The sequence below is a fragment of the Tenacibaculum sp. DPLXC6 genome (assembly GCF_056815515.1).
Genome location: NZ_CP141806.1, coordinates 1,242,258 through 1,254,390 on the forward strand (window position 1 = coordinate 1,242,258; position 12,133 = coordinate 1,254,390).

General features: G+C 35.5%; 11 protein-coding genes. 7 read left to right on the plus strand and 4 right to left on the minus strand.

The genetic code is table 11. The annotated features are described in order from the left end of the window. Position 1 precedes the first annotated feature (1 nt). A complete protein-coding gene (locus tag VCM48_RS05510; protein WP_482271922.1) occupies positions 2-1,222 on the plus strand; it encodes an McrC family protein in 1,221 nt (406 codons plus the stop codon). 1,082 nt (positions 1,223-2,304) lie between these two features. Next, positions 2,305-2,472 carry a hypothetical protein gene (locus VCM48_RS05515; protein WP_274640235.1) on the plus strand — a complete coding sequence of 56 codons (168 nt, stop codon included), beginning with the start codon at positions 2,305-2,307 and terminating at the stop codon, positions 2,470-2,472. A 50-nt stretch (positions 2,473-2,522) separates the two neighbouring features. Here VCM48_RS05515 and VCM48_RS05520 read toward each other — a convergent pair whose 3' ends face one another. The 4 genes from VCM48_RS05520 to VCM48_RS05535 form a co-directional block, all read right to left on the minus strand. After that, positions 2,523-3,437 (minus strand): PorP/SprF family type IX secretion system membrane protein, encoded by a 915-nt coding sequence (locus tag VCM48_RS05520; RefSeq protein WP_482271923.1) that lies wholly within the window; start codon positions 3,435-3,437, stop codon positions 2,523-2,525. 4 nt (positions 3,438-3,441) lie between these two features. Beyond that, positions 3,442-4,671, minus strand: a complete 1,230-nt coding sequence (locus VCM48_RS05525) for a T9SS type B sorting domain-containing protein (RefSeq protein WP_482271924.1) — start codon at positions 4,669-4,671, stop codon at positions 3,442-3,444. A gap of 13 nt (positions 4,672-4,684) precedes the next feature. Beyond that, entirely contained in the window at positions 4,685-8,926 is a 4,242-nt protein-coding gene (locus VCM48_RS05530; RefSeq protein ID WP_482271925.1) for a beta strand repeat-containing protein, read from the minus strand. Positions 8,927-9,499: 573 nt separating this feature from the next. After that, the gene (locus tag VCM48_RS05535; protein ID WP_482271926.1) at positions 9,500-9,697 is read right to left on the minus strand and encodes a hypothetical protein; all 198 of its coding nucleotides are present in this window, start codon (positions 9,695-9,697) and stop codon (positions 9,500-9,502) included. A gap of 219 nt (positions 9,698-9,916) precedes the next feature. Between VCM48_RS05535 and VCM48_RS05540 the strand changes: the two genes are divergently transcribed. From VCM48_RS05540 to VCM48_RS05560, 5 genes are all read left to right on the plus strand, one after another. Then, the gene (locus VCM48_RS05540; protein ID WP_482271927.1) at positions 9,917-10,672 is read left to right on the plus strand and encodes a hypothetical protein; all 756 of its coding nucleotides are present in this window, start codon (positions 9,917-9,919) and stop codon (positions 10,670-10,672) included. 2 nt (positions 10,673-10,674) lie between these two features. Next, on the plus strand, positions 10,675-11,121 hold the full coding sequence (locus VCM48_RS05545) for a DUF5675 family protein (RefSeq protein ID WP_482271928.1): 447 nt from the start codon (positions 10,675-10,677) through the stop codon (positions 11,119-11,121). Next, the gene (locus tag VCM48_RS05550; protein WP_298997468.1) at positions 11,099-11,338 is read left to right on the plus strand and encodes a hypothetical protein; all 240 of its coding nucleotides are present in this window, start codon (positions 11,099-11,101) and stop codon (positions 11,336-11,338) included. Before VCM48_RS05545 ends, VCM48_RS05550 begins: the two co-directional genes overlap by 23 nt. Further along, complete coding sequence (locus tag VCM48_RS05555; protein WP_298997471.1) at positions 11,328-11,498, plus strand: hypothetical protein; 171 nt, start codon at positions 11,328-11,330, stop codon at positions 11,496-11,498. The genes VCM48_RS05550 and VCM48_RS05555 overlap by 11 nt, the downstream gene beginning before the upstream one ends. Before the next feature lie 275 nt (positions 11,499-11,773). Next, positions 11,774-12,100: a YegP family protein gene (locus VCM48_RS05560; RefSeq protein ID WP_298997474.1), complete on the plus strand. Its 327-nt coding sequence runs from the start codon at positions 11,774-11,776 to the stop codon at positions 12,098-12,100. Positions 12,101-12,133: the final 33 nt, after the last annotated feature.

A 12,133-nucleotide genomic window follows, 5' to 3' on the forward strand; every position in this document is an offset into this window, starting at 1 on the left:
GATGAAAGTATACGAACATCAACGTTTATATGTTGGTCAACAAGGCTTTCAGCAAAAACATTTAGACGCTCTTTTAAAACTAAACGAATACCATGAGTGGAAATATTTTCAACCTATTGCCAAAGGTATTCAGTTTAATCAATATGTAGGTATTATTCAGGTTAATGGCTTATCTATAGAAATTCACCCAAAAGCAGATAAGTATGATTCTGATACTAAATGGCAAAAAGTATTATTACAAATGTTGCAAGCCTGTGGAAGGTTAAAAGCCGATACTGCAGGAGCTGCAAATGTAAAGCGTACCAACTTGAACTTACTAGAGGTATATTTTGATTTATTTTTATCAGAAGTACAAAATTTACAAAGAAAGGGGCTCGTAAAACAATATAGGAAACAAACACAAAACACGAAAGCTCTAAAAGGTAAGCTTGAATTTGCTGGACATATACATAAAAACATTGTACGCAAAGAACAATTTTATACAACTCATCAAGTATATGACACCGATCATGTATTACATCAAGTTTTGCACGAAGCACTAAGCATAGTATCTCAATATACAAGAGGCACATACTTATATGATTCATACAAACGTGTTGCACTTAACTTTCCTGATTTTAGTAAAAAACAAATAAACCAACAACTATTAAACTCTATAAAACTCAACAGAAAATCAAGAGATTATGAGTATGCTATAGAACTTGCAAGGTTGATTATTTTAAACTATTCCCCTAATATATCTGGGGGTCGAGAAAAAATGTTATCTCTTTTGTTTGATATGAATGTATTATGGGAAGAGTATATATTAACAGAGTTATACAAAACAACTAGAGATAAAAATATAGAAGTAATAGGGCAAGATTCAAAACTTTTTTGGAACAATAATAATTTACGCCCTGATATTATAGTAAGAAAAGGAAATGAAACATTTATAATAGATACCAAGTGGAAATGTCCTACTAATGATCGTGCTTCTGTGGAAGATTTAAGGCAAATGTATACCTATTGTCGTTTTTGGAATGCTAAAAGAGCACTGTTACTGTATCCTGGAGAAAATAAGGATAATCAGTTTCTTAACTTTCATACAGAAGAATATTTAGTAAATGGTAACGCTATGAAACATCAATGTAAAATGGGTTTTATCTCTGTATTAGACAGTAACAACAACCTATCTAAAACTGTTGGAGAAGACATTATGAATCTGTTAGCAATAAATCACTAAATTTCTGTACACTTTTTTTTCTTACAACTTTTTTGGTGTACACCACTTGTACACTTTTTAAAATAAAAAACTTTTTAGTGTACAGATACTGTACACTTTTTTGTTTGGTTATTTTTTTTGTGTACAGGTTTTAACATTAAGTTAAACGGAGCTAAAGCTCATGAATGGGAGTTACTCATAATCTTAAGACATCACACATATATTCTAAGTGACAGTAATCGAGAAAAAGATTGCTTCGTTCCTCGCAATGACAGTAATAAAACGTCCTCAGAAAGCAAGCCGAAAATTACACCACAAGAAACGTTATAAATGAAAAGCTGTTTGAACAATAGCGAGTTCTTTTCATTTAGTTTCGAGGATGTTAATTTTCGAGTGAAGGTTTCGAAAGACTAGATTTTTTGGTTCTTTTTCATCAATGGAAAAAGAATAATACTACAATAAACTAAATATCATTATGAATAGAATATAATGGAGTCACGTAATCTCAAGAATATAAGTTACTCTTAACTTAAAGATTTCTCAGTCGCATACTCCTTCGAAATGACAATAGTCGAGAAACAGATTGCTTCGTCATACCTCCTCGCAATGACGGTAATAAAACGTCCTTAGAAAGCAAGCCGAAAATTACACCGCAAGAAACGTCAAAAATGAAAAGCTGTTTGAGCCATAGCGAGTTCTTTTCATTTAGTTTCGAGGATGTTAATTTTCGAGTGAAGATTTCGAAAGACTAGATTTTTTGGTTCTTTTTCATCAATGGAAAAAGAATAATACTACAATAAACTAAATATCATTATGAATAGAATATAATGGAGTCACGTAATCTCAAGAATATAAATTACTCTCAACTTAAAGATTTAGCTTTGCTGAACCTTACGGTTTCTCAGTCGCATACTCCTTCGAAATGACAATAGTCGAAAAACAGATTGCTTCGTCCTACTCTCCTCGCAATGACAGAAATTAAGAAACAGATTGCCCTCTCCCACTCTTGTATTAAAAGTATGAGAACACCTTACTTTTTTTATGGTTATTTAAACAGTTCCCTATTATGAACTTTTTATTTTTAAACTCTAAAAACTAAAGTTATGATTAAAAACATTTTGAACTTAGGTTCTATCTTAAACAAAAATGAACAACAACTTATTAATGGAGGTGGTGATGACCCTGTAACAGACTTATGTGTTCCTATCCCTAGAGAAGTTGCTACTTGTCTTATGCCTATTAGTGGTGAATGTTGTGGTTTATGGGATTAAAACTAAAAAACATAAAAGCTGTTTAAAAACAGCTTTTATGTTTTTATAATTTAGAAAAACCTTGGTTGTTTATAAGTATTTTCTCCTGTTTTAAAATCGAATAATAATAAGAATTCATGCGACCCTGAACTAAATTCTCCTAGATTAGATACTGTATAATCATACGCATAACCTAATCGCAAGTCTTTTCCTATTCTAAAATTAACTATTCCACTCCACGAGTCATCCAGACGATGAGATACTCCAAATTCCACTTTATTATTCCATAATAAATTTAACGATAAGTCTAATGACAAAGGTGCTGAATCGGCATACTTAACTAATGTTGAAGGTTTTAATTGAAAATTATTTTTTAAATCTATTACATACCCTGCTGTCAAAAATCCATGCATTTTTTCTGATGCTTTGGTTATTTTTCCGTTTGATCTTTCAAAATGTAATGTTTCTAATAAGTTTGGTACTGAAGCTCCTACATAAAAGTTTTCCTTGTAATAGAATGCTCCTACACCAAAATTTGGGTATGTTTTGTTACTATTCTGATTAAATTTTGGATCATTAGATTCTACTTGATTTAATGTTAACAAACCTATTTGTTGAAAAGTTGCTCCTGCCTTTAACCCAAAAGCTAGTTTAGCTTTTTCTGAAGTATTAATTGTAAAAGAAAAATCGGCATAAGCATGTGTTTCACTTACTGGACCTATTTTATCGTGAATTAAAGATAAACCTAATCCTACTTTTCTACTTACTGGACTATGTATAAATCCACTAAATGTTTTTGGCGCTCCGCTAACACCTACCCATTGTGATCGTGCTAATAAACCTAAACTTATACCTTCTTTACTACCTGCATAAGCTGGATTAATAACCTCCATATTATAAATATATTGAGTATATTGAGTGTCTTGTTGAGCGAATATTTTACTACTTATACTTACTAGTAGTAGTATATATATTTTCTTTTTCATATAGCTATTTATTTAAATATAACCAGCCTTGGTATGGTTTCGTTTTTCCGTCATTAAAATCCACTACATACCAATAAGTAGCCGCTGGCATTGCTTTTTGGTCTCCTGTTAATGTTAACCTACCATGCGACTTTCCATCCCACCAGGTTGGATTCAACTCATTATTATTACTGTAGTCATAAACTACATTACCATACCTATTGTATATTTTTATTTTAAATTTAGGATATGCTTCTGACAAACCTGGTATTACAAATTCATCATTAACACCATCACCATCTGGAGAAAAAGAATTTGAGGCAGAAAAGTCTATAACAGGGTCAATTGTTCCTCTTTTTCTTTCGCATGCTAATGTAAAAATACCATATCCTGAAGCTTTTGCTGTTATACTTTTACTACGAGTGTCTATGTATACATTTTCTCTTTCTTTAACCCACTCTTCACCACTCCATCGTACTATCATTAGTTTACTTGGGTCTGAATAAAAAATTTCAGGTGTCGTTACACTGCTCCATGTTAAAGTTAACTCCACCAACTCTTCATTAGATTTATTTTGAATTTCCCAGAACTCATTCATATTTATTAAACCAATATCTTCTTCTTTTTTATCGAAATCAATATTTGCCTTTTCCCAATTAAAACAGACATAAAAATTTGTGTTAGGATCTGAAGGAGGTGATATAGTTAGAGTCCTAGGAACAAAAGTTTGCGATTTATAATCTCCTACAGGAAAAGTAAAACCTTCATTTCCTTTTTTTTGAGCTTTATTATTAACATAACTTTTATTACTAATACCAGTACTTGTAGCTCCATTTAAATAAGTTACGATACCTTTTTCTTCAGCTTTTAAAATTCCATTTTCAAAAAATGTAGTTCCTACAATCTCTATTTCCTTATCTAAACTAAAAGCTAAACTTGTTGACTCATTATCAAACTCAACAAACATGAAACTAGATGTTCCTTCACCTGTTATAGTCTGTTCATTATTACCTACAAAACTTGTGTAACCTGTTACTTTATTATTAGAAAACTTGAATTTTCCATTATTTGTGAAGTTTTTAAATACATACAAATCACCATCGTTTGTTATTGCTCCAAATTCTTTTATTAATAAATCTTCATGAACGCTTACTAGTGTGTTTTCAGAAATATAAAAAGATCCAATGTTTGTCGTTTGAGCTTTAACAGCTATGACCAAACACATTATTATTGATGAGAATATCTTTTCTTTCATAATTATCAGCTTATTATAGAGAGGTACCATCAATTTTATACCAATAATAGTCTGCTCCATCAAAACCACATTGTATTGTTATAGAAGAATTCATTCCTAAAGTAGACAGCCCTGTAATTATCCCTGATCCTTTTATAGTACCTCCACCTGTAATATTTAAGTTTAATGCTACCGAAAGACCAAGTAAAGTTCCGTTACCTGCTTTATTTACAATTATTAACTTATTTCCTAAATTACTACTATTAGGGGTCGGTATTGTTATATCAGCACCTAAGCCTAAACTTATCAATCCAGTTTGTTCAATTATTACTGTACCATCTGTATTGTCTATGGTTGTGCCTGAAGTTGGATTTTTAACAATTCTTATATTATTCAACCTAGTTAAAAAGGTATTAATCGTTGCTATATCTGTCTCATTTGTTGTAGATAAAGAAGTGTTCCCAGCAACATCTCCCGCTAAGGTAGAAGTTCCTATATCAACAGCAGACCCTCCATCAATTAAACTAATTGTATTACCGCTCAAACTTAAATCTTTTGTATCTGAATCTACTTCATTCCATATTGTTCCATCGCTAGTCTTATATAATATTCCTGAAGCTGTATCGGTATAAACTTGACCTGCAACGCCTGTAACAGCTCCATTAGGATCTCCTGTTCCAGACAAAGTAGCATCTTGTCCCGCTGCTCCCGTGTCTCCTTTTAAAGAGGTGATAAAATCAGCTTCGGTTCCGGTGTTTCCTGCATCTAACCATATTTGATAGGCAGATTTCCCGTCTACTCCATCTGCCCCGTTAGTTCCTGTCGCTCCAGTATCTCCTTTTAAAGAAGTAATAAAATCGGCTTCGGTTCCGGTATTTCCGGCATCTAACCATGTTTGATACGCAGATTTCCCGTCTACTCCATCTGTTCCATTAGCTCCTGTGGCTCCTGTATCTCCTTTTAAAGAAGTAATAAAATCGGCTTCGGTTCCTGTGTTTCCTGCATCTAACCATGCTTGATAGGCAGATTTCCCATCTACTCCATCAGTACCGTTTGCTCCTGTGGCTCCGGTATCTCCTTTTAAAGAAGTAATAAAATCGGCTTCGGTTCCGGTATTTCCAGCATCCAACCATGTTTGATACGCAGATTTTCCATCTACTCCATCTGCCCCGTTAGCTCCTGTTGCTCCAGTGTCTCCTTTTAAAGAAGTGATAAAGTCGGCTTCGGTTCCGGTGTTTCCAGCATCTAACCATGTTTGATATGCTGATTTTCCGTCTACTCCATCTACTCCATCTGCCCCGTTAGCTCCTGTTGCTCCGGTGTCTCCTTTTAAAGAAGTGATAAAATCAGCTTCGGTTCCAGTATTTCCTGCATCCAACCATGTTTGATATGCTGATTTTCCGTCTACTCCATCTGCCCCGTTAGCTCCTGTTGCTCCAGTGTCTCCTTTTAAAGAAGTGATAAAGTCTGCTTCGGTTCCGGTATTTCCAGCATCCAACCATGTTTGATACGCAGATTTTCCGTCTACTCCATCTGCTCCATCTGCCCCGTTAGACCCTGTTGCTCCGGTGTCTCCTTTTAAAGAAGTGATAAAGTCGGCTTCGGTTCCGGTATTTCCAGCATCTAACCATGTTTGATATGCTGATTTTCCGTCTACTCCATCTGCTCCGTTAGCTCCTGTTGCTCCGGTGTCTCCTTTTAAAGAAGTGATAAAGTCGGCTTCGGTTCCGGTGTTTCCAGCATCTAACCATGTTTGATATGCTGATTTTCCGTCTACTCCATCTGCCCCGTTAGCTCCTGTTGCTCCAGTGTCTCCTTTTAAAGAAGTGATAAAGTCGGCTTCGGTTCCGGTATTTCCAGCATCTAACCATGTTTGATATGCTGATTTTCCGTCTACTCCATCTGCTCCGTTAGCTCCTGTTGCTCCGGTGTCTCCTTTTAAAGAAGTGATAAAATCGGCTTCGGTTCCGGTATTTCCAGCATCCAACCATGTTTGATACGCAGATTTTCCGTCTACTCCATCTGCTCCATCTGCCCCGTTAGACCCTGTTGCTCCGGTGTCTCCTTTTAAAGAGGTGATAAAATCAGCTTCGGTTCCAGTGTTTCCAGCATCCAACCATGTTTGATAGGCAGACTTCCCGTCTACTCCATCTGTTCCGTTAGCTCCTGTGGCTCCGGTATCTCCTTTTAAGGAAGTGATAAAATCTGCTTCAGTTCCTGTGTTTCCTGCATCCAACCATGTTTGATAGGCAGACTTCCCATCTACTCCATCTGTTCCGTTTGCTCCTGTATCTCCTTTTAAGGAAGTGATAAAATCTGCTTCGGTTCCAGTATTTCCTGCATCTAACCATGTTTGATAGGCAGACTTCCCATCTACTCCATCTGTTCCGTTTGCTCCTGTGGCTCCAGTATCTCCTTTTAAAGAAGTGATAAAATCAGCCTCAGTTCCGGTGTTTCCAGCATCTAACCATGTTTGATAGGCAGACTTCCCATCTACTCCATCTGTTCCGTTTGCTCCTGTCGCTCCCGTGTCTCCTTTTAAAGAGGTGATAAAATCAGCCTCAGTTCCGGTGTTTCCGGCATCTAACCATGTTTGATATGCTGACTTCCCGTCTACTCCATCTGTTCCGTTTGCTCCTGTGGCTCCGGTATCTCCTTTTAAGGAAGTGATAAAGTCTGCTTCGGTTCCGGTATTTCCGGCATCTAACCATGTTTGATACGCAGATTTTCCGTCAGCTCCATCAGTACCGTTTGCTCCTGTGGCTCCAGTATCTCCTTTTAAAGAGGTGATAAAATCAGCCTCAGTTCCTGTGTTTCCGGCATCTAACCATGTTTGATACGCAGATTTTCCGTCAGCTCCATCAGTACCGTTTGCTCCTGTGGCTCCAGTATCTCCTTTTAAAGAGGTGATAAAATCAGCCTTAGTTCCTGTGTTTCCGGCATCCAACCATGTTTGATAGGCAGATTTTCCATCTACTCCATCTGTTCCGTTTGCCCCTGTGGCTCCGGTATCTCCTTTTAAAGAAGTGATAAAGTCTGCTTCGGTTCCGGTATTTCCGGCATCTAACCATGTTTGATAGGCAGATTTTCCATCTACTCCATCTGTTCCGTTTGCCCCTGTGGCTCCGGTATCTCCTTTTAAAGAAGTGATAAAGTCTGCTTCGGTTCCGGTATTTCCGGCATCTAACCATGTTTGATACGCAGACTTCCCGTCTACTCCATCAGTACCGTTTGCTCCTGTAGCCCCGGTGTCGCCTTTTAAAGAAGTGATAAAATCAGCTTCTGTTCCGGTATTTCCAGCATCTAACCATGTTTGATAGGCGGATTTTCCGTCTACTCCATCAGCTCCATCAGCACCGTTTACTCCTGTTGCTCCGGTATCTCCTTTTAAAGAAGTAATAAAGTCTGCTTCGGTTCCGGTATTTCCAGCATCTAGCCACGTTTGATAGGCGGATTTTCCGTCTACTCCATCTGCTCCGTTTGCTCCTGTGGCTCCAGTATCTCCTTTTAAAGAGGTGATAAAATCAGCCTCAGTTCCGGTATTTCCAGCATCTAGCCACGTTTGATAGGCGGATTTTCCGTCTACTCCATCTGCTCCATCAGCACCGTTTACTCCTGTTGCTCCGGTATCTCCTTTTAAAGAAGTAATGAAATCTGCTTCGGTTCCTGTATTTCCGGCATCTAACCATATTTGATAGGCAGATTTTCCGTCAGCTCCTGTTGACACTATTGGACTCCAAGAATTTCCATCTGAACTATAAATTTCTCCAGAATTGGTATCTACATATAAAACTCCTGTAGCTGGATCAATAGAGTTACTAATCGGTGACCCTCCACCTATAAGTAATTCACTCTCTCCTAATAGAGATGATAAATCAACAGACTTTGAAATTGCATTTTCTAACTCAAGAGTAAGAATATTAGAACTATTTAAGAAGAAATTTTTAATTTGTTGATTATCTGCTTGTGTAGCAATAAGGTTCGACACTGTAGTTATGTCTACTAACTTTTCCCAAAGCACTCCATTCCAATAATAAAATCCTTTTCCAGAAGTATTATTAGTATTATATACTAACAAGCTTTCGTTAATTGTCGTACTGCTTACTGGTGAAGCTGTACTTAAATTATCAATATTCAATCTGGGAATTAATAAGCCTTTGGTTTCTGACTTAATATCTAACTGAGCAGATACATTAGGTGTTAAGGTTCCTATTCCTACTTGTGCAGTAATAGTTACACTTAAAATTAAGAGTACGAGGGTTGTTACTTTTTTCATTAGTTTTTTTGTTTTGGTGGGACTTCTTAGTAATCATATATTACATTTAATTAAATTTTATTAATAAATTAAATTTTGATGTTCTATCGAGTAAGTAAAGGCATTATATCAGCATTGTCTTCATAGCTAAAAGGCGAAAGATTTGAAGAAACACCTAAACAAACTGATTTACAACATACTAACCTTTTACAATTTAATGAAAAAAAATTGATTTTGGTAAATACCTCTTTTATTCTTCTTAATTATCAGGCAAAGTCCCCCTAAAAAACAATTCTTTTACACATGAAAATAATTAGGGCTTTTAAATAGTTTGATACTTATAATACAAGGAAATTTTAGACAACAAAAAAGCCTTACTAAAACTAGTAAGGCTTATTGTGATCGCGACAGGAACATATCCTAATCGCTGTATACCTTATAAACTCTATGATTTTTGATAACTAAAATTTAAGTGTAACCGAATTACGCACTTAAACATTGGTGGTAAATAGTGATTTTTATTTGTCTAATTACCTAGTAAATTTAAGAATTATACTATTCAAAAGCAACTAAATAGAGCTTAATAATATTACCTTAATCGGTAATGTATTCTACTATTAACTCCTCTTCTATCCCACTATATTCTGCAAATTCTTTTATCGTTACAAACTGGTAAGATTTTTTTCCAAAGTAATTTCTTATGTCATTTAAAAGCTTACGCCCGTAGCGTTCACTACGTCCTGTGATACGTTGAATATCTTTTGGGTATATGCACACTCTTTTTAGATTCATACTGCTTTATATATGCTTTATCCATACTTAAACTATACCTCATCTATTTATGATGGTGATGATAATCCGTTGTTAAAATGTTGGTAACACGCACGTGTTATCAATATTTTAATGACGTTTTTGGTTGTATCGGTATCGATGACCAAAAACGGCATCCTGTTTTTTTCTGGGAAACATAAAGTTACGTGATTTGAATTAGTAATCAAAAAACGAATTATTATGGCAAGACAAACAGGAATTATTAAACTAAAAGGAACTATCGGAGGTATTTCTTTTTACAAAACAAGTGACGGATACCTAGCACGTGAAAAAGGTGGTGTTGACGCCAATCGTATTGCTAATGATCCTGCGTTTCAAAGAACGCGTGAAAATGGGTCTGAATTTGGACGTGCTGGTAAAGGTGGTAAGCTGTTGCGAAATGCTATTCGTATTCTTTTGCAAAACGCAAAGGACAAGCGTGTGGTTTCTCGTTTAACTAAAAACCTTGTTGCTGTTACCAAAACCGATTCAACAAATGAAAGAGGTTTACGAACAGTTCAAGATGGGGATTTAAGCTTATTAGAAAGCTTTGAATTTAACTTGAACGGAAAGTTAGGAACTACTCTTTTTGCTGCTTTTGCAAATGCTTTTGACCGTGTATCTGGAGAAGCAACGTTAACTATCGATGCTTTTTCTCCGACTGTTAGAATTGCAGCTCCTACTGGAGCAACGCATTTTAAAGTAGTAATGGGAGCTTCTGAATTGGATTTTGAGAATGAAACCTCAATTTTTGAGCATGATGAAACTACTATTTTACCTTACACAGCAGCTGATACTGCAGCAATCGCTTTAACAGCTTCTTTGACTGCAAACTCTACCTTACCTGTTGTACAGGTTCTTGGTATTGAGTTTTATCAGGAAGTAAACAGTCAAATGTATGCTTTAAAGAACGGAGCTTACAATGCTTTGGCTGTTGTGATTGTTGACACTCCTTAATTATGGAGTTAGTACTGTATAGAGCCTATTATAAAGAGGGTACCAACGGTACTCTCTTCATTTGGACTACGCTCAATAAACGTGCTCAAAATAGATTTCTTTGCTATACTATTGAATTGCCCTGGAACAATAACAAACGAAATATTTCTTGTATTCCTGAAGGGAAGTACGAGATTGAACCTCGTTTTTCAAAACGTTTCAAACATCACCTAATCTTAAAGGATGTTATAGGAAGAAGTTTGATTCTATTTCATCCCGCTAATGATGCTTTAAAAGATTTAGAGGGTTGTATTGCTCCGGTTACTTATCTCACTGGTATTGGAAAAGGACTCTACTCAAAAGGTGCTATGCAGCAATTATTGTCTTTAGTATATCAAGCTAAAGAAAGAAATGAAACTGTTTTATTAACTATTAAATCTCAAAATTATGAACATTGTAGAACGTTATAAAAAACCGACTCCTAAGTTTTTCAAGACTTTACGTAATATAGGTATTGCTTTGGCTACAGCTGGCGGTGCCATTATCGCTGCTCCAATTGCTATGCCCGCTGTGATTGTAACTATTGCGACTTACATGACGGTTGCAGGAACTGTTGCTACTGCAGTAAGTCAAGCCGTTGTAAAAGATGCGGAAAACCCTAAAGAAGATGCTGAGCATGGACCATAATACAAAAGCGGGTATTATTGGAGGCACTCTTTTATCTTCTATTGTAAACATTGGTGTAGAAGATATTATTACAACTGTAATTTTAGCCATTATTGGAGCTGTTGTCAGTTTTAGTGTATCCGCTTTTCTTAGGTGGTTATCTAAACAACTCAAATTTTAATTTAAACCGAAAAAGGAAAGAGAAAGCGAAGAACATCAAGCACGATAGTGCTTACTTTTGCTTCCTCTTTCCTTTTTTACTTTAATAAACACCCTTATTACTGGAAACAGTTCTTCACTATTATATGTAAAAACATATAATTCTATCGAAAAACATAAAATTATATCTAAATACATATAATCACCGTATTAATACATTTTGTAAAAACCCCATTATGGATTCTTTCTTTTGGAATACTTTTTTGTTATATTTAGATTCAAAATCTATCAAATATTATGGCAAAATTCGAAGTTTATCAAGATTCAAAATCTGAATATCGTTTTAGATTAAAAGCAAGCAATGGTCAAAAAATTCTAGCAAGTGAAGGATATACTGCTAAAGCAAGTTGTATGAATGGTATAGAATCCGTTAAAACCAATTCGCAAGATGATAGCAAATTTGATCAAAAAGTATCTAGTAACGGTAAGCATTATTTTAATTTAAAAGCTAGTAATGGTCAAGTTATTGGTACTAGTGAAATGTACGAGAGCTCTTCAGGTATGAAAAACGGAATTGAATCTGTAAAAACAAATGCTCCTAAAGCACCCGTTGAAGAAGTATAATTAAGAGTATATTTTCAGGGGCTGAATGACGTA

Bases quoted from the DNA above. Each gene is read 5' to 3' on its own strand.
- VCM48_RS05510 (WP_482271922.1), top strand. From the start codon at position 2: ATGAAAGTATACGAACATCAACGTTTATATGTTGGTCAACAAGGCTTT.
- VCM48_RS05515 (WP_274640235.1), top strand. From the start codon at position 2,305: ATGATTAAAAACATTTTGAACTTAGGTTCTATCTTAAACAAAAATGAA.
- VCM48_RS05520 (WP_482271923.1), bottom strand. From the start codon at position 3,437: ATGAAAAAGAAAATATATATACTACTACTAGTAAGTATAAGTAGTAAA.
- VCM48_RS05525 (WP_482271924.1), bottom strand. From the start codon at position 4,671: ATGAAAGAAAAGATATTCTCATCAATAATAATGTGTTTGGTCATAGCT.
- VCM48_RS05530 (WP_482271925.1), bottom strand. From the start codon at position 8,926: ATGAAAAAAGTAACAACCCTCGTACTCTTAATTTTAAGTGTAACTATT.
- VCM48_RS05535 (WP_482271926.1), bottom strand. From the start codon at position 9,697: ATGAATCTAAAAAGAGTGTGCATATACCCAAAAGATATTCAACGTATC.
- VCM48_RS05540 (WP_482271927.1), top strand. From the start codon at position 9,917: ATGGCAAGACAAACAGGAATTATTAAACTAAAAGGAACTATCGGAGGT.
- VCM48_RS05545 (WP_482271928.1), top strand. From the start codon at position 10,675: ATGGAGTTAGTACTGTATAGAGCCTATTATAAAGAGGGTACCAACGGT.
- VCM48_RS05550 (WP_298997468.1), top strand. From the start codon at position 11,099: ATGAACATTGTAGAACGTTATAAAAAACCGACTCCTAAGTTTTTCAAG.
- VCM48_RS05555 (WP_298997471.1), top strand. From the start codon at position 11,328: ATGGACCATAATACAAAAGCGGGTATTATTGGAGGCACTCTTTTATCT.
- VCM48_RS05560 (WP_298997474.1), top strand. From the start codon at position 11,774: ATGGCAAAATTCGAAGTTTATCAAGATTCAAAATCTGAATATCGTTTT.